We start from the raw sequence: 16,215 nt of genomic DNA on the forward strand, positions 1-16,215 counted from the left end.
CTTCCTGTGCCCATAGCTCGTCTCCTTTGCTGCACATTATGCTATCAAAGGAGCGGCACCAAACCGCGACAGGTCCAATACGGTGCGGCAGAGCGCATGAGTTTTGACATTGGACTTTGCTAAAAAGGTGCAACCCATGCAACTCTGTGCGCCCGCGCGCAGATAGAAGGGCCGCAGGGGCCTTCCACGCCCCCCCACCTCCTCGATCTGTGACCCCTGACACAGTGTCACCCCGGCCACACCGTCGCCCCGGCCCTTGCGCTCAAAGCAGGGGTATTTTTCGCCCATTTCTGAGGTGCGAACGCGCCTTTGAAAGCAGTTATTCATTAAAAACAAAGACTTATGGGTTACATGGTTACAAAACAAAATTTCTATTTGTAACCCAACGGGAGCAGAAAAGTTACTATATATCAGATAGTTACAAGAGAGGTTACAAAGTTACAAAGGTTACATGAAAAACAAGAGTTTCCAGATGATCCCAACCGATTTCCGCTATGCTCATTCGCCGCCGCTTCGCTCAGATCGACAGCCGGTTCCGAGCTTCATGGAAAGGTGCAGAGGGTGAAAATTTTGCGCGACAGGAACCCCTGCGCTACCCCGGCGCGGGGGTGATGGATAGTCCCCTACCGCGTGACCCGCCCAGCGCCCCGAAATGGCAATCCGTGGTAGCCCGGTGGTAGCCATGAAAAACAAAAGGCTCAGCCGATACCGGCTAAGCCTTTGATTTTAGTGGTGAGCCGTGCAGGATTCGAACCTGCGACCCACTGATTAAAAGTCAGTTGCTCTACCAACTGAGCTAACGGCCCACTCTGAGATGTGAAAGGCGCCCTGCGGCGCCCCCTCACAGGCGGGTTCTCTATAAACACCACCGGGGGGCGTCAAGGGAAAAACTGCCCTTTGGGATTTCAAATCGACATCCGAAGGCGTATATCCCCGGCCATGGCGGAAAACATGCTTCATACCGGCCTGCCCTTCATGAAAATGCACGGGCTTGGCAATGACTTCGTGGTCCTCGACTCGCGGCAGACCCCCGTCGTGATGACGCCCGCATTGGCGACGGCGCTGGCGGATCGGCATCGCGGGGTGGGGTTCGACCAGCTCGCGGTGATCCATGACGACGCCGAGGCCGACCTGCGCCTCGTGTTCTACAATTCCGACGGCTCGCTCTCTGCGGCCTGTGGCAACGCAACCCGCTGTATCGCGCGCTACGAGATGGCGCGCACGGGCAAGGCGGCGCTGAGCCTGCGGACCGAGCGGGGGCTGCTTTCGGCGCTGGATACGGGCGATGGGCTGACCTCTGTCAACATGGGGCCACCACAGCTTGCGTGGGACGCCATTCCATTGGCGCGCGAGATGGACACGCTGAGGCTGCCGCTGGACGGCGCGCCCACCGCGACCGGCATGGGCAACCCGCATTGCACCTACTTCGTCGAGGATGCAGAGGCGGTGGACCTTGCGGCGCACGGGCCCGTCATTGAGCACGATCCGCTCTTTCCCCAGCGCACCAATGTGCAATTCGCCCATGTCATCGGCCCCGACCACCTGCGCATGAGGGTGTGGGAGCGGGGCACGGGGATCACCCTCGCCTCTGGCTCGTCCAGTTGTGCCACGGCGGTGGCGGCGGCGCGGCGGGGCCTGACCGGACGCACGGTGCGAATCGAGCTTGACGGCGGCACCATCCACATCGACTGGCGCGAGGATGGCGTCTGGATGACCGGCCCCACCGCCCATGTCTTCGACGCCGTCCTGACGCCTGATTTCCTGGCGGGGCTGGCATGACGACCCCGCCTGTGTTCCACACGCTCGGCTGCCGCCTGAACGCCTATGAGACCGAGGCGATGAAGGCCCTGACCCAAGAGGCCGGGGTCGGCAATGCCGTGGTGGTCAACACCTGCGCGGTGACGGCCGAGGCGGTGCGCAAGGCCCGGCAAGAGATCCGCAAACTCCGCCGCGACAATCCCGGCGCGCGCATCATCGTCACGGGATGCGCGGCACAGACAGAACCCGAGACCTTCCGCGCGATGGACGAGGTGGATGTCGTCATGGGCAACACCGAAAAGATGCAACCCGAGACATGGGCGGGCCTTGCGGGCGATTTCATCGGCGAGACCCAGAAACTCATGGTCGACGACATCATGAGCGTGACGGAAACCGCCGGCCACCTGATTGACGGTTTCGGCACGCGCAGCCGCGCCTACGTGCAGGTCCAGAACGGCTGCGACCACCGCTGCACTTTCTGCATCATCCCCTATGGTCGGGGCAATTCGCGTTCGGTCCCTGCTGGCGTCGTGGTGGACCAGATCAAGCGGCTGGTGGATCGCGGCTATAACGAGGTGGTGCTGACCGGCGTCGACCTGACCTCTTGGGGCGCCGACCTTCCGTCAGAACCCAAGCTTGGCGATCTGGTCATGCGCATCCTGAAACTGGTGCCCGACCTGCCGCGCCTGCGTATCTCCTCCATCGATTCGATCGAGGTGGATGACAACCTGATGCAGGCCATCGCCACCGAGCCGCGCCTGATGCCGCACCTGCACCTGTCCTTGCAGGCGGGCGACAACATGATCCTCAAGCGCATGAAGCGCCGTCATTCCCGCGAAGACGCCATTGCCTTTGCCGAGCAGGCCCGCCGCCTGCGCCCCGACATGACCTTTGGCGCCGATATCATCGCGGGTTTCCCGACCGAGACCGAGGCGATGTTCGCCAATTCGCTGGCGCTGGTCGAGGAGTGCGGGCTGACATGGCTGCATGTCTTCCCCTACTCGCCCCGCCCCGGCACCCCGGCGGCGCGGATGCCGCAGGTGAACGGCAAGGCGATCAAGGCGCGCGCGGCGCGTCTGCGCGCGGCGGGGGCGGCACAGGTTGCCCGCCATCTGGACGCGCAGGTGGGGCGGGCGCACAAGGTGCTGCTGGAAAATCCCCATATGGGCCGGACCGAGCAATTCACCGAAGTCACCTTCGCCGACCCGCAGCCCGAGGGCCAGATCGTCGACGTCGTCATCGCCGGGGTCGCGGGCACCCAACTTCACGCCTGAGACCACCACCTCGCAGGATGGGCATCCTGCCCACCACCCGCGCGCCGGAGTGCGGTGGTCGGGTCGTCCCCCTGCCCTGAACAGCGCCCCGTTATACCGAGCTACCCCCCAAATTCGGACACTGACGTAGGCTATGATTTGCTGTCTGCTGGTCTTCGACGAGAAGGAGATCAGAGATGTCGAAGCGGAAGCAGCATTCGCCTGAGTTCAAGGTGAAGGTGGCGCTGGACGCGCTGAAGGGTGAGCAGACGGCGGCCCGGCGGCAGAGGGTGACCCCGATGCCTGGAACAAGATGCTGAACCTCAACATCAACGCCGCCTTCCGCTGCGTGAACGCGGTTCTGCCGCGCATGATCGAGCGCCAGACCGGCGACATCCTGTTCACCAGTTCCGTCGCGGGCGTGGTGCCCGTGGTGTGGGAACCCATCTACACCGCGTCGAAATTCGCGGTGCAGGCCTTCCTGCACACGACCCGCCGGCAGGTGTCCGAACACGGCATCCGCATGCCTTCGCTACGATCTCGGATGCAATGGCCGCGATGTCGTCGGCTGACGACATATGTGTTCCACGAGCCGCCTTGGAACGATTTCACGCGCATAGATTTGAGCTCTACGCGCAAATGCAGGAGCTTGCGAGACGTCTGGCCAAAGGCGCATAGTCCCTCAACACAGCCACGACCAAGGCGATCGCCGGGGGGTATGAAGACGGCTTTCTGGCGACAGAAGCCCTCGACAAGGCGACCTCGTAGCAGCGACAGTCACGGGTGGCGGGCCTGATAGGATCGGGCCTTCAAGGGGCCTTCTGTAAACGGGCAGGGCTTGCCCCATTGCTTGGCGGAAAGGGCCTCACATGCGGATCTCGATCGACGTCCAGATGCACTATCGCTTCTCCCGTCCCAACACGGTGTTTCTAGCGTTGGAGACGGCGCGGACCGACGGGCAGCAGGTCTTGGACTCCACGATGCAGCTTGGCGATGCGCGCGTTGATCGGATCATTGGGGATGACGCGATCGGTGAGCGGATCTGGGCGCGGGTGCCAGGGTTGGAGATGCGGTTGACCTATCGCGCCATGCTCGACATCTCGCGGCCTGTCACGTCGCTTGACGGGCTGCGGGCCATGCCGCTGCACATGATCCCGGGCGCTGTCGCCCCCTACCTGCGCCCGTCGCGTTATTGCCAGTCCGACAAGTTCATGGCCTTTGTCGAAAAACGGTTCGGGCATCTGGTTGGCGGACAAAAAGTGGCGGCGATGCGCGATTGGGTTGAGGCGGAAATGTCCTATGTGCCGGGCAGTTCCCACGCCGATACCGATGTTCTGGATACATTTGCCGCCCGACAAGGAGTGTGCCGCGATTATGTGCACCTGTTCTGCGCGCTGGTTCGCGCAGCCCAGATCCCGGCGCGGGCGGTGGCGGCCTATGGTGCGGATGTCTGGCCGCAGGATTTTCATGCCGTGGCCGAGGTGTGGCTGGACAATGGCTGGCATCTGGTCGATCCCACGGGAATGTGCGCACAGGATGCGATCGCGGTGGTCGGGGTCGGGCGCGATGCCTATGACATCGCCTTCATGGATTCCGAGGCGCCGGCGGAAATGCTGTTTCAGCAGGTTCAGGTGTCGCGGGTCTGATCGGCGAAGCCCATGCATGAAAACGGCCCGCGCAGGGGCGGGCCGTCAGCGTTGAGCTATCTGGAAACGCCCTCAGACGGCGAGGTATTCCTCGCGCAGTTCCTTGTTCTGGAGCACTTCCTTGGCGTCGCCGTCGAACACGACCGAGCCAGTGTCTAGGATCACGGCGCGGTCAGCCAGATCCAGTGCCGCCAAAGCGTTTTGTTCCACGATGATCGTGGTGATGCCCTGGTCGCGGATCACGTTCAGCGTCTTGGCGATTTCCTGCACGATCACAGGGGCCAGCCCTTCGTAGGGTTCGTCGAGCAACAGCACCTTGATGTCGCGGGCCAATGCGCGGGCAATGGCCAGCATTTGCTGTTCGCCCCCCGACAACGTCACGCCCTCTTGCTTGCGGCGTTCGCCAAGGCGCGGGAACAGTTCGTAGAGACGGTCCAGCGACCAGCCAACAGGCGGCGTGATCTGCGCCAGCTTAAGGTTTTCCTCGACGGTCAGGCCGGGGATGATCCGCCGGTCTTCGGGCACAAGCGCGAGGCCCGCGACAGCGGCCTGGTGGCTTTTCATGGTGTGCAGTGGCTGGTGATCCAGCCAGATCTCGCCATGGCGCAGCTCGGGGTTGTCGACCCGGGCGATGGCGCGCAGGGTCGAAGTCTTTCCCGCCCCGTTGCGCCCCAAAAGGGCGAGGATTTCGCCTTCATGGACGTTGAAGCTGACATTCTGGACGATGTAGCTTTCGTCGTAATAAGCGTCCAGCTCCCAGACCGACAGGAAGGCCGGGGCGTGCGAGGCATGGTTGGCGTTCGGGTCGAACTCCGGTTTGACGTTCATGCGTTAGTTCCTCCATTGGCCCGAACCGGGCGCGGCTCCGGTCAGACCTGGGCTTCGCCAAGATAGGCTTCGCGGACCTTGGGATTGCCCTTGATGTTTTCCGGCAGGTCTTCGACCAGCGGCGTGCCCTGCGCCAGCACGGTGATCCTGTCGGACAGGCTGAACACAACGTGCATGTCATGCTCGATGATCGCCATGGTGATGTTGCGCATTTCCTTGATCTGTTTCAGCAGGTCGATCGTGTTGTTGGTATCGGCCCGCGCCATCCCTGCGGTGGGTTCGTCCAGCAGCAGCAGGCGCGGGTTCTGCACAAGGCTCATCGCCATTTCCAGCCGTCGCTTGTCACCGCGAGAGAGCGAGGCAGCGTGCATGTTTCGCTTGTCGATCATGCCCAGCTCTTCCAGCATCCCCTCGGCCTGCGCCAGAAGGTCCGCTTCGTGGGCGATGCTTTCGATGGCGTGCATCCGAAAAACCCCGTCCCGTTTGGCAAAACAAGGGATCAGCGTATTTTCCAGCACCGTGAGATCCCCGAAGATCTCGGGCGTCTGGAACACCCGGCTGATCCCCATCTGATTGATCTCGAAGGGCTTCTTTCCCAGAACGCTTTGCCCGTCGAAGGTTACGGTGCCCGAGTCGGGGATCAGCTTGCCGACAAGGCAGTTCAGCAGCGTGGACTTGCCCGCCCCGTTGGGCCCGATGATCGCGTGGCAGGATCCTTCCGCCACGCTGAGGTTGACATCACCGAGGGCTTGCAGGCCCCCGAAGCGCTTGTTGACGCCAGATACTTCAAGAATTCCCATCGACGTCTCTCCTCACTCGCCCGGCTGTTCGGCCGTGGTGGACCCGGTGCCCGGGGTTGGCGCGTCGCCGTTGCTGCGCTTGCGGCGAAACAGGTTGCCCAGCTTCTTGCCGCCTTCCACGATGCCGCCGGGCAAGAAGCACACGACCAGCACGAAGACGAGGCCGAGGGTCAGGTGCCACCCCTTGCCGATGAAGGGGTGCAACACGGTGACGAGCGTGTTTTCCAGCCAATCGGGCAAGGGGGCGAACCAGCCATGCACGACCGAGTCGTTGATCGTCGAAACGATCGACTCGAGATACTTGATCAGGCCGGCCCCGAGGATTGGGCCGATCAGGGTGCCCGCGCCGCCGAGGATGGTCATCAGAACCACCTCGCCCGAGGCGGTCCAAAGCATCCGCTCGGCGCCTGCCAGCGGGTCCATGGCCACCATTAGGCCACCGGCCAGGCCAGCATACATGCCCGAGATCACGAAGGCCGCCAGCGTGTAGGGGCGCGGGTTCAGGCCGGTGTAGTTCATCCGGTTCTGGTTTGATTTCACGGCGCGCAGCATCAGCCCGAAGGGCGAGCGGAAGATGCGCACAGCGAGGTAGAAGGCAAGCGCCATGATGATTGCCGCGAAGTAGTAACCGGTGCTGATCGTGAAGGACCATGCGCCGAAATCCAGCGTGACGGCGTGCGACATGTCGAGGCCGAAGACGGTCGGCACCGGGATGTTGCCCCCGTCGGTGGCCTGAACCCCGAAGATGCGCGGATCGTCGGTCGACAGCGACAGGCCAGACTCACCGCCCGTGATCGGCGTCAGCACCGAGTAGGCGAGGCTGTAGAACATCTGCGCGAAAGCCAGAGTCAGGATCGAGAAGTAGATCCCCGAGCGGCGCAGCGAGACGTATCCGATCAGAAGCGACACGGCCCCGGCGACCACGACCGATGCGATCAGCGCCGGGATCACGTTCATCGTCAAGAGCTTCATCATCCAGACACCGGTGTAAGACCCGATGCCCAGAAAGGCTGCGTGACCGAAGGACAGATAGCCGGTGAGGCCGAAGAGGATGTTGAAACCGATGGCGAAGATGCCGAAGATCACCAACTTTTGCATCAGGTCCGGGTAGCCCGCGTTGAACTGGGCCATGCCGGAGGTGTCGGGAAACGGGTTCAGCAGGATGGGCGCGAATACCAGCATCGCGATCACGATGAGGAAGAGCCGCAGATCCGCCTTGTTCAATCCAAGCATGGATCAGTCCTCCATAACGCCCTTGCGGCCCATCAGGCCACGGGGGCGGGTCAATAGCACGACGACAGCAACGAGGTAGATGATCACCTGGTTGATGCCGGGAATGAATTCGATGATTTGCGACATCGAGGCAAAGCTTTGCAGAATGCCGAGCAGGAAGCCCGCGGCAACCGCGCCTTCGAGGCTGCCCATGCCGCCGACAACCACCACAACGAAGCTGAGCACGAGGAAATCCATCCCCATGTGATAGTTCGGCGACAGGATCGGTGTATACATCACGCCCGCAAGGCCCGCGACGATCGAGGCGATGGCGAACATGGCCACGAAGCGCTTGTCGATGTCGATGCCCAAAAGCCCCACGGTCTCGCGGTCGGCCATCCCGGCGCGCACGACCATCCCGAAGGTGGTGTAGCGCAGGAAGGCGAAGACCGCGCCAATCACGACGGCGGCGAAGCCGAAATAGACGAGGCGCCAGTAGGGATACATGATGGCGTAGGCGTCGAAGCCGATCCACCGGCCAAAGTCGAAGCTGCCGGTAAAGGCCTCGGGCGCGGGCATCGGGATCGGGTTGGCGCCGTAGAAGGCCTTGACGATCTCTTGCAGCACGATGGCCAGACCGAAGGTCACGAGGATCTGGTCTGCATGGGGCCGCTTGTAGAAATAGCGGATCAGGCCGCGTTCCATCGCCACGCCGATAAAGGCCATGATCGGGATCGCGAACAGGATCGACAGCGGCACCGACCAGTCGATGATCGAATGGCCCATTTCTGGGCCGAACCACGCCTCGACATATGGTGTATTGACTACCATCGGATTGCCGAGAAAGTCGGTGCGGGTCGGATCAATCGCCTCGAACGACAGGTTGAAGATCTTGTTGAGCGTCACCGCACAGAACGCGCCCAGCATGAACAGCGCGCCATGGGCGAAGTTGACGACCCCGAGCGTGCCGAAAATCAGCGTCAGGCCAAGCGCGATCAGCGCATAGGCCGAGCCTTTGTCGAGGCCGTTGAGAATTTGCAGGATGATGGTTTCCATGGCTGCACGGGATCCTTTGCCGATGTGCCGATATACGCGGCTCTCAGTCCGGGGGGGCGTGTGGGCCCCGGACGGTGCCAAAAAGACCCGGGCGCTGGTGAGGCGCGCCCGGGTCCGAACTGTGCCCTGGCTTATGCGCCGGGGTTACAGGAGCCGAGCGATCCGCCCTGGAAGTCAGGGTGGTCGATCGGATAGGTGACGGTCTCACGCGGGGTGATCTCGACAACTTCCAGAAGGTCGTAATCGTTCTCGGGGTTCTCTTTCCCGCGCACGACCAGCACGTCCTTGAAGCACTGGTGATCTTCGGCGCGATAGAGGGTCGGACCGTTGCCCAGACCGTCGAACTCGTAGCCTTCCAGCGCTTCCACGACCGAACAGGGGTTGAAGCTGCCGCCACGCTGCACGGCGTCTGCATAGAGCAGGGTCTGCACGTAGCAGGTATGCGCGGCCTGCGACGGCGGGAAGCCGTACTTGGTGCCGAAGGAACGGGTAAAGGCTTGCGACCCTTCGTCCTGCAACGACCAGTGCCAGTTGGTGGAGCCGTAGATGCCTTCGATCGCCGATCCCGCACCACGGGCCATCAGGCGCGAGAAGAGCGGAACGATGATTTCGAACGTCTTGCCGTTGGCCATCATGTCGCGGAGACCGAACTGCACGGCTTGCGTCAGCGAGTTGACCATGTCGCCACCGTAGTGGTTCAGGATCAGCACGTCGGCGCCAGAGTTCGCCACCGGGGTCAGGTAGGACGAGAAGTCGCCCGCGCCCACCGGGGTGCGCACCGTGTTGATGGTCTCCCATCCGAGTGCCTCGGTGTAGGTGCGCATGGAGTTTTCCTGCGACCAGCCCCAAGTATAGTCTGCGGTCAGGTGATAGGCCTTGCGGTCGTTGCCATAGGCATTCGACAGGATCGGCGCCAGCGCGTGACCGGACATCTCGGTGTTGAAGAAGTGGCGGAAGCCGTTTGCGCGGCGGTCCTTGCCGGTGGTGTCGTTCGAGTGGGTCAGACCGGCCATGAAGATGACGCCTGCGTCTTGACAGAGGCCCTGCACGGCAATGGCCACACCCGAGGACGAGCCGCCGGTGATCATGATGGCGCCGTCACGCTCGATCATCGAGCGGGCCGAGGAGCGGGCCGCGTCGGACGATGTTTGCGTGTCGCCGGTCACGTACTCGACGCGGCGGCCAAGGATGCCGGTTCCGTCCAGTGCCTGGCTGGAGAAGGTGCTCAGCATGCCGCCGTCGCCTTCGCCGTTCAGGTGCTCGACCGCCAGCATGTAGGCGCGCAGTTCGTCGGCACCCTCATCGGCATAGGCGCCGGTCTGGGGCACGTTGAAGCCGAGCGTCACGGACGACGCACCGGGTTCGTTGGTGAACGCGCGGGCCGAGCCGGTGAAGATCGTCGGCAGCGCCAGGCCAACACCGGTTGCGGCACCAGCTTTCAGCACGCCGCGACGCGAGAAACTCTTGGTAGACATATATTCCTCCCATGGATTTTTCCGCCTGGACCTCCCAATCCGGGCAGGGGCAACGATGGCCCTCCTTTACAGTCTGGAAGAAGCCATTTGTTATCCAGTCGGGCGAACTGGCGAAATTAAGTTTTGCAAAGTTCTTTACAATTTTGGCGGGGGTGTTGAAAATTATGATATAAATCAGCCGTCTGCGTGTAGGGCTATTTGGACGAACCCTCGTCCCACGGCAGATACCGCCAAACCGGGCACCCTGCTTGCCCAAAAACCCGGCAGACAACCCGGCCCGGATCGCGACGCAAGGTTACGAACATGGGGTGGCCCGGTCGGTCAAGGCCCCCGTTACACGCACAATGCGAATCCTGTCCGGCCCAAAGGGGCGTGAGTGCACCGCGTCTTGGCCCCGTCTCAGAACGGCATTCCCGAGACGCGCGCCACCAGTTCGGCCAGATTCCGCGCCTCGAATTTCTGCAACAACCGCGCGCGGTGCTGCTCGACCGTGCGATAAGACAGGTCCAGTGCGCGCCCGATCTCTTTCGAGGTCAGGCCCTTGCCGGTCATCATCGCCACCTCGCGTTCGCGCGGGGTCAGGTGCACCACGGGGCGCGCCTCCGACAGGTCCGAGAACGACCAGACGCTGCGCGCAAACGGATCGTCGGGGGTCAGTGACCGGCCCCGGCCGCGCGCCCAGAACTGCTGTCCATCCAGCCGCTGCATGATCCGCTCGTCATCATAGCTTGGGCTTTCCCGCAGCACCGCCAGCCCGCGTTCCCCGATCCTCTGGTAATCCTCCACAGATGGGTAAAGCCGCGCCATCTGCATACCTTCGAAGGCCCCGACCGGCCCACGGAACATCTCGGCAAAGCGCTGGTTGGCGGCCCGGATCACCCGGTGTTCCAGCAGGACAAGGCCGATCGGCGCATGTGTAAAGGCAAGTGTTTGCGGGTCCATGGCCACGGGTGTAGCGGGTTTGCCCTGGCTTTGGGACTCCCCTTGTGCCGTCCCCTTGTGCCGCCCCCTGGTCCGGCTCGCCCGTAGTTCTACGGAATTGCGGCCCCGCCTGCCCGCGCCCATGCTCTGCCCCGGAAAAAGGGAGAATGCAGCATGGTCCATATCGTCGGCTGGGGGCATACGAAATTCGGCAAGCTCGAAGGGCAAGGGCTGGAAGACCTGATCGTCGATGCAGGACGAGAGGCGCTGGCCCATGCGGGTGTTGCGCCCGGTGATGTGGATGGCATCTGGATGGGCCATTTCAACGGCGGCATGGTGCCCGATGGCTTTCCGTCCTCGATGGCATTGTCCATTGACCCAGCCCTGCGCTTCACCCCCGCGACCCGGCTGGAAAACGCCTGTGCGTCCGGGTCGGCCGCCGTCTTTGCGGCGCGCAACGCGATCCTTGCGGGCGAGGCCAAGGTGGCCCTTGTGTTGGGCGTCGAGAAGATGACGCACCTGCCCACGGCGGATGTGGCCGCCGCCCTTGGCCATGCCGCCTATCAAAAAGAAGAAGCGGGCCTGTCCTTCCCCGCCGTCTTCGCGGGCTTCGCGCGGGCCTATTTCGACAAATACGGCGACAAGACCGAGGCGCTGGCGATGATCGCCGCCAAGAACCACAAGAACGCCATGGCGAACCCATTGGCGCAGCTGCACAAGGAACTGCCCGTGTCGTTCTGCGCCTCGGAAAGTGAGCGCAACCCGATGATCGCGCCGCCGTTGAAGATGTCGGATTGTTCGCTGGTGTCCGACGGGGCCGCCGCCATCGTGCTGGTGGCCGATGACGTGGCCAAGGCCATGCCCCGCGCGGTCCGCCTGCGTGCGGCGGAACAGGTGAATGACTTCCTGCCCATGTCGCGCCGCGACCTGACCGCCTTTGAAGGCCCCAAGGAAGCCTTCCGCCGCGCTTTCCTTGCCGGGGGTGTCACGCTCGACGATCTGGACGTGGCCGAGGTGCATGACTGTTTCACCATCGCCGAGCTTATGATCTACGAGGCCATGGGCCTCGCCGCGCCGGGGCAGGGCGAAACCGTGCTACGCAATGGCACGGTTCTGCCCGGTGGAAAACTGCCGGTGAACCTGTCGGGCGGGCTCAAGGCCAAGGGCCACCCGGTTGGGGCGACGGGGGTGTCGATGCACGTCCTTATCTCGCGGCAGGTCACGGGCACGGCTGAGGATATGCAGCACGCGGGCGCGTCTTTGGGTATGGTGTTCAACATGGGCGGCTCGGGAGTCGCCAATTATTGCACCATTCTAGAGGCGGAGCGCGCCTGATGAACATCTCTTTCTGGCTTCACCGCGTGGCGCAGCCTAGCCCTGATCGCCCCGCGATGCATCTGGGCACGGATCTGGTTGAAACCTACGGCAGCTTCCACGCCAAGGCCGCTGCCGTCGCTGGTTGGCTGGACGCCAAGGGTATCGGCCCCGGCGACCGGGTGGCGCTGTTCATGCAGAACGTGCCCGATTACCTGATCGTCCAATATGGCGCGTGGTATGCGGGCGCTGCGGTGGTGCCGATCAACGCCAAGCTGCACGGGCGAGAGGCCGCGTGGATCACGCAGAATGCCGGGGCGAAGCTCAGCTTCGCATCTCCGGGAATGGCCGAAGCGCTGGCCGAGGCCGGGGCAGAGGGCGAGATCGTGAATATCGGCGCGGGCATGGACGTGATCTACGCAAGCAACCCGCTGCCCCCACAGGACCGCGCCCCGCAAGACCTTGCGTGGCTCTTCTATACCTCGGGCACCACGGGCCGTCCCAAGGGCGTGATGATCACCCACCGGATGCTGATCTCGATGGCACTCTGCTACGAGGTCGATGCCGATCCCGTCAGCGCCGAAGACGCCGCGCTCTATGCCGCACCGCTTAGCCATGGAGCGGGCATCTACAACCTGATGCATGTCCGCGCGGGTGCTCGCCATGTCTTCCCGCCTTCGGGTGGGTTTGACGAGGCCGAGATTTTCGCGTTGGCCAAACACCATGGCCGGGTTCACATGTTCGCCGCCCCCACCATGGTCAAACGTATGACCGAAGTGGCGAAGGCCAACGGTGAAACCGGCGCGGGGTTGCGGACCATCGTCTACGCGGGCGGGCCGATGTATGTCGCTGATATTGTCGAGGCGGTGGACCATTTTGGCCCCGTCTTCGTGCAGGTCTATGGCCAGGGCGAATGCCCCATGGGGATCACAGCGCTGAACCGCCATGACGTGACCGACCGCAGCCACCCCCGCTGGCGAGACCGGCTGGCCTCTGTCGGACGCGCGCAATCGGCGGTCGAGGTGCGGATCGGCGATGCGCAAGGCACCCCGCTGCCCGTGGGCGAGCATGGCGAGATCATGGTCAAGGGCGACACCGTCATGCCCGGCTATTGGCAGAACCCCGAAGCCACGGAAAAGACGCTGCTGAATGGCTGGCTGATGACGGGTGACATGGGCTTCATGGATGCCGACGGCTATGTCACCCTGCAAGACCGCTCCAAGGACATGATCATTTCCGGCGGCTCCAACATCTACCCGCGCGAGGTGGAGGAAGTGCTGTTGATGCACCCGGATGTGTCCGAGGCGTCGGTTGTCGGCAAGGCCCACCCGGAATGGGGCGAGGACGTCGCCGCTTTCTATGTCGGCACCGCCCGACCGGAAGAGCTGGACCAATTGTGCCTCGACAACATCGCGCGGTTCAAACGGCCCAAGTTGTATCGGCGGGTCAAGGCCCTGCCCAAGAACAACTATGGCAAGGTGCTGAAGACCGAGTTGCGCAAATTGCTGGAGGAAGACAGATGACGGACCTTTCGGGAAAAACCGCCCTTGTAACCGGATCGGTGCAAGGCATCGGGTTGGCGATTGCCGAGGCATTGGCGGGTGCTGGCGCGCGGATCGCGGTGCATGGCATCGCGGGCGACGCGCAAATCCACGAGGTCTGCGAACACTTGCACAAACTGGGCAGCCCTCAGGCCGAGTTCTTTCCCGGTGACCTGCGCCAGCCCGACCGCATAGACGAACTGATGGAGGCCGTCGCGGCGTGGGGCGGGGCGGATATCCTCGTGAACAACGCCGGCATTCAGCATACCGCACCGATCAGGGACATGCCGCGCGCGCAATGGGATGCGATCCTTGCCATCAACTTGTCGGCAGCATTCCACACCATGCAGCACGCGCTGCCGGTGATGGCCGAACGCGGCTTTGGCCGGGTGGTCAATATCGCCTCCGTGCAGGGGCTGATCGGCTCGGTCGAGAAAGCGCCTTACGTGGCCGCCAAGCACGGGCTGGTCGGCCTGTCCAAGGTCGCCGCGCTGGAATATGCGCGGGCGGGCAGCCGAGAGTCGGGCGGCGTGACCGTGAACTGCATCTGCCCCGGCTGGACCGAAACCACGCTGCTTGGCCCGCAGATCGACGCGGCGGTCGCGGCCCATGGCGGGTACCGCGAGGAAGGAATCGCGGCGATGGTTACGGGCAAGCAGCCCTCGGGCCGCATGTCCGACCCGTCCGAAATGGGGCGTCTGGCGCTGTGGCTCTGCGATCCGGCCTCTCACAACGTCACCGGCACCGCGATCCCGGTGGATGGGGGCTGGACGGCACAATAGGCGCCCCTTGACGCGGATCGGCAGACAGGGTGATCAGCGCGGCGCAGAAGTTTGCCGGGCCCGAGCCCGCCACAGTGTGAACAGGCCTGCCGCCACGACAATCGCCGCGCCGATGACGACGTTGGCCTCTATCCCTTCGCCGAAGACCACGATCCCCAGGGTCGAGGCAAAGACCAGTTGCAGATAGGCGAAGGGCTGCACCGCGCTCGCTTCGGCCAGTTCATAGGTCTTGATCAGGGTGAAATGCCCGGCAGCGCCGGTAACGCACAAAAGCGCCATCCACGCCCAATCGGGGGCGGTCATCGGCTCCCAATACCAGATTCCGACCGCGGTCATGGCGATGGCCCCCACGGTTCCGGTCCAGAAAAAGCTGGTGGCAGCGCTGTCCTTGCGGGCGGCAAAGCGCGTCAGCAGACCATAAAGCGCAAACATCAGGGCCGAGGCCAGCGGCACCACGGCGCGCGGATCGAACACGCCGAAGCCGGGTTCAAGGATGATCACAACGCCAAGGAACCCTACCCCGATGGCAACCCATCGGCGCCAGCCCACCTGTTCGCCCAGAACCGGGCCGGACAGGGCCGCGATCAACAGCGGGTAACAGGCAAAGACGGCGTGGCTTTCCACCAGCCCCAACAGGGTAAAGCCCAGAACCATCACGCAGATTTCCGTCACCAACAGAACCGCGCGAAAGCTTTGCAGGATCGGCTGTTGCGTGGCCGCGGCGGCCCGAAGGCCCCCGGCCTTTCGCGTGGCCACGGCCATCACGAAAGCCGCGAAGAACCAATAGCGGACCATCACCACCATCATGACGTTGTATTCCCCCGCCAGATGGCGAGAAATTCCGTCCTGCATGGCAAAAATGAAGGTGGTCAGCACCATCAGGAAGATGCCGGCCCGCGTGTTCTGTGCACTCATGGTGTCCTGCCCGTGGTCATGTGTCTCTTGCGGCCATAGCCCGGTACGCGGGTGACGTCGAACCCGGCGGCGACAAGGGCGCGTCGCACATCGCCCGCCGCCGTGTAGGTCGCAAAGCTGCCGCCCGGTGCGGTGTGGCGTCCGACCTCGGCCAGCAGATCCGCTTGCCACAGGTCGGGGTTCTTGGCCGGTGCAAACCCGTCGAGGAACCATGCATCTGCGGCGTCGTCCCAGTTTGGCAGCGTCTGGCGCGCGTCGCCCACGATCACCTGCATCTCGATATCGTCGCGGATCAGGGGCTGCGCCGGATCGGCCAGCAACGCCGCGACATCCCCGGCATCCGCGTTTGCCTCGGGGAAAGCGGACAGGGCGCGCAGCGCATCCTCGGGGGGCATCGGGAACGCTTCGAAGCTGGTGAACCGCAAGGGGCCGTCCATGCCCGCCGCCCGCCATGCCTGCCGCGCCGCGATCAGGTTCAGCCCGGTGCCAAAGCCAAGCTCGGCGATGCGAAAGCCGGGCCGGAACCGCGCGGGCAGGTCATTACCTTGTAAAAACACATGCCGCGTTTCGGCCAGACCGTTTTCCAACGAAAAATAGGGGTCATCGAAGCGTTCCGACACGGGAACGCCGTTCTCTTTCCACAGGGTTCGGTCTGTCTGGGCATTGCTCATGGCCTGACCTATGAAGGGTTCCGCGAGGTTCGGCAAGCAGGAG

At 63.4% G+C, this 16,215-nt stretch carries 15 protein-coding genes, 1 tRNA gene and 1 pseudogene; 8 read left to right on the forward strand and 9 right to left on the reverse strand.

Annotated elements, in window-relative coordinates; genetic code table 11:
* Positions 1-730 precede the first annotated feature (730 nt).
* Positions 731-806, reverse strand: a tRNA-Lys gene (locus BKY27_RS16045).
* A 133-nt stretch (positions 807-939) separates the two neighbouring features.
* Here BKY27_RS16045 and dapF point away from each other — a divergent pair.
* The 5 genes and pseudogenes from dapF (at position 940) to BKY27_RS16065 (ending at position 4,657) form a co-directional block, all read left to right on the forward strand.
* Complete coding sequence (dapF, locus tag BKY27_RS16050) at positions 940-1,779, forward strand: diaminopimelate epimerase (RefSeq protein ID WP_071675505.1); 840 nt, start codon at positions 940-942, stop codon at positions 1,777-1,779.
* Complete coding sequence (mtaB, locus tag BKY27_RS16055) at positions 1,776-3,032, forward strand: tRNA (N(6)-L-threonylcarbamoyladenosine(37)-C(2))-methylthiotransferase MtaB (protein WP_071675506.1); 1,257 nt, start codon at positions 1,776-1,778, stop codon at positions 3,030-3,032. Before dapF ends, mtaB begins: the two co-directional genes overlap by 4 nt.
* Positions 3,033-3,208: 176 nt before the next feature.
* Positions 3,209-3,331, forward strand: a complete 123-nt coding sequence (locus BKY27_RS20545) for a hypothetical protein (RefSeq protein ID WP_267888898.1) — start codon at positions 3,209-3,211, stop codon at positions 3,329-3,331.
* Positions 3,283-3,537 (forward strand): annotated as a pseudogene (locus tag BKY27_RS16060) (SDR family oxidoreductase); the annotation flags it as partial. The gene BKY27_RS20545 and the pseudogene BKY27_RS16060, both read left to right, overlap by 49 nt.
* A gap of 343 nt (positions 3,538-3,880) precedes the next feature.
* Complete coding sequence (locus BKY27_RS16065; RefSeq protein WP_071675507.1) at positions 3,881-4,657, forward strand: transglutaminase-like domain-containing protein; 777 nt, start codon at positions 3,881-3,883, stop codon at positions 4,655-4,657.
* 72 nt (positions 4,658-4,729) lie between these two features.
* On the opposite strand, the gene BKY27_RS16070 is transcribed toward BKY27_RS16065, so the two are convergent.
* The 6 genes from BKY27_RS16070 to BKY27_RS16095 all read right to left on the reverse strand — a co-directional run bounded on the left by BKY27_RS16070 (position 4,730) and on the right by BKY27_RS16095 (position 10,970).
* The gene (locus BKY27_RS16070) at positions 4,730-5,485 is read right to left on the reverse strand and encodes an ABC transporter ATP-binding protein (RefSeq protein ID WP_071675508.1); all 756 of its coding nucleotides are present in this window, start codon (positions 5,483-5,485) and stop codon (positions 4,730-4,732) included.
* A gap of 41 nt (positions 5,486-5,526) precedes the next feature.
* Positions 5,527-6,285: an ABC transporter ATP-binding protein gene (locus BKY27_RS16075; protein WP_071675509.1), complete on the reverse strand. Its 759-nt coding sequence runs from the start codon at positions 6,283-6,285 to the stop codon at positions 5,527-5,529.
* 12 nt (positions 6,286-6,297) lie between these two features.
* On the reverse strand, positions 6,298-7,518 hold the full coding sequence (locus tag BKY27_RS16080) for a branched-chain amino acid ABC transporter permease (protein WP_071675510.1): 1,221 nt from the start codon (positions 7,516-7,518) through the stop codon (positions 6,298-6,300).
* 3 nt (positions 7,519-7,521) lie between these two features.
* Positions 7,522-8,553 (reverse strand): branched-chain amino acid ABC transporter permease, encoded by a 1,032-nt coding sequence (locus BKY27_RS16085; protein ID WP_071675511.1) that lies wholly within the window; start codon positions 8,551-8,553, stop codon positions 7,522-7,524.
* A 131-nt stretch (positions 8,554-8,684) separates the two neighbouring features.
* Positions 8,685-10,028 carry a substrate-binding protein gene (locus tag BKY27_RS16090; RefSeq protein WP_071675512.1) on the reverse strand — a complete coding sequence of 448 codons (1,344 nt, stop codon included), beginning with the start codon at positions 10,026-10,028 and terminating at the stop codon, positions 8,685-8,687.
* 399 nt (positions 10,029-10,427) lie between these two features.
* Positions 10,428-10,970 (reverse strand): PAS and helix-turn-helix domain-containing protein, encoded by a 543-nt coding sequence (locus tag BKY27_RS16095; protein WP_071675513.1) that lies wholly within the window; start codon positions 10,968-10,970, stop codon positions 10,428-10,430.
* 153 nt (positions 10,971-11,123) lie between these two features.
* Here BKY27_RS16095 and BKY27_RS16100 point away from each other — a divergent pair, with 153 nt between their 5' ends.
* The 3 genes from BKY27_RS16100 to BKY27_RS16110 are packed head-to-tail and all read left to right on the forward strand — an operon-like array spanning position 11,124 to position 14,586.
* Entirely contained in the window at positions 11,124-12,284 is a 1,161-nt protein-coding gene (locus tag BKY27_RS16100; RefSeq protein ID WP_071675514.1) for an acetyl-CoA acetyltransferase, read from the forward strand.
* Complete coding sequence (locus BKY27_RS16105; RefSeq protein WP_071675515.1) at positions 12,284-13,786, forward strand: class I adenylate-forming enzyme family protein; 1,503 nt, start codon at positions 12,284-12,286, stop codon at positions 13,784-13,786. The genes BKY27_RS16100 and BKY27_RS16105 overlap by 1 nt, the downstream gene beginning before the upstream one ends.
* The gene (locus BKY27_RS16110; protein WP_071675516.1) at positions 13,783-14,586 is read left to right on the forward strand and encodes a 3-hydroxybutyrate dehydrogenase; all 804 of its coding nucleotides are present in this window, start codon (positions 13,783-13,785) and stop codon (positions 14,584-14,586) included. Before BKY27_RS16105 ends, BKY27_RS16110 begins: the two co-directional genes overlap by 4 nt.
* Positions 14,587-14,619: 33 nt before the next feature.
* Here BKY27_RS16110 and BKY27_RS16115 read toward each other — a convergent pair whose 3' ends face one another.
* Both BKY27_RS16115 and mnmD read right to left on the reverse strand, forming a co-directional pair.
* Positions 14,620-15,501 (reverse strand): DMT family transporter, encoded by an 882-nt coding sequence (locus tag BKY27_RS16115; protein ID WP_071675517.1) that lies wholly within the window; start codon positions 15,499-15,501, stop codon positions 14,620-14,622.
* Positions 15,498-16,172, reverse strand: coding sequence for a tRNA (5-methylaminomethyl-2-thiouridine)(34)-methyltransferase MnmD (mnmD, locus tag BKY27_RS16120; protein WP_071675549.1), 675 nt, complete (start codon positions 16,170-16,172; stop codon positions 15,498-15,500). The genes BKY27_RS16115 and mnmD overlap by 4 nt, the downstream gene beginning before the upstream one ends.
* Positions 16,173-16,215: the final 43 nt, after the last annotated feature.

Origin of the sequence: Nioella nitratireducens (assembly GCF_001879715.1) — a bacterium.
Classification (GTDB): domain Bacteria; phylum Pseudomonadota; class Alphaproteobacteria; order Rhodobacterales; family Rhodobacteraceae; genus Nioella; species Nioella nitratireducens.

What these genes read in the sequence shown, in the direction of transcription:
- dapF (WP_071675505.1), top strand. Translation starts at nt 940, where the DNA reads ATGGCGGAAAACATGCTTCATACCGGCCTGCCCTTCATGAAAATGCAC.
- mtaB (WP_071675506.1), top strand. Translation starts at nt 1,776, where the DNA reads ATGACGACCCCGCCTGTGTTCCACACGCTCGGCTGCCGCCTGAACGCC.
- BKY27_RS20545 (WP_267888898.1), top strand. Translation starts at nt 3,209, where the DNA reads ATGTCGAAGCGGAAGCAGCATTCGCCTGAGTTCAAGGTGAAGGTGGCG.
- BKY27_RS16065 (WP_071675507.1), top strand. Translation starts at nt 3,881, where the DNA reads ATGCGGATCTCGATCGACGTCCAGATGCACTATCGCTTCTCCCGTCCC.
- BKY27_RS16070 (WP_071675508.1), bottom strand. Translation starts at nt 5,485, where the DNA reads ATGAACGTCAAACCGGAGTTCGACCCGAACGCCAACCATGCCTCGCAC.
- BKY27_RS16075 (WP_071675509.1), bottom strand. Translation starts at nt 6,285, where the DNA reads ATGGGAATTCTTGAAGTATCTGGCGTCAACAAGCGCTTCGGGGGCCTG.
- BKY27_RS16080 (WP_071675510.1), bottom strand. Translation starts at nt 7,518, where the DNA reads ATGCTTGGATTGAACAAGGCGGATCTGCGGCTCTTCCTCATCGTGATC.
- BKY27_RS16085 (WP_071675511.1), bottom strand. Translation starts at nt 8,553, where the DNA reads ATGGAAACCATCATCCTGCAAATTCTCAACGGCCTCGACAAAGGCTCG.
- BKY27_RS16090 (WP_071675512.1), bottom strand. Translation starts at nt 10,028, where the DNA reads ATGTCTACCAAGAGTTTCTCGCGTCGCGGCGTGCTGAAAGCTGGTGCC.
- BKY27_RS16095 (WP_071675513.1), bottom strand. Translation starts at nt 10,970, where the DNA reads ATGGACCCGCAAACACTTGCCTTTACACATGCGCCGATCGGCCTTGTC.
- BKY27_RS16100 (WP_071675514.1), top strand. Translation starts at nt 11,124, where the DNA reads ATGGTCCATATCGTCGGCTGGGGGCATACGAAATTCGGCAAGCTCGAA.
- BKY27_RS16105 (WP_071675515.1), top strand. Translation starts at nt 12,284, where the DNA reads ATGAACATCTCTTTCTGGCTTCACCGCGTGGCGCAGCCTAGCCCTGAT.
- BKY27_RS16110 (WP_071675516.1), top strand. Translation starts at nt 13,783, where the DNA reads ATGACGGACCTTTCGGGAAAAACCGCCCTTGTAACCGGATCGGTGCAA.
- BKY27_RS16115 (WP_071675517.1), bottom strand. Translation starts at nt 15,501, where the DNA reads ATGAGTGCACAGAACACGCGGGCCGGCATCTTCCTGATGGTGCTGACC.
- mnmD (WP_071675549.1), bottom strand. Translation starts at nt 16,172, where the DNA reads ATGAGCAATGCCCAGACAGACCGAACCCTGTGGAAAGAGAACGGCGTT.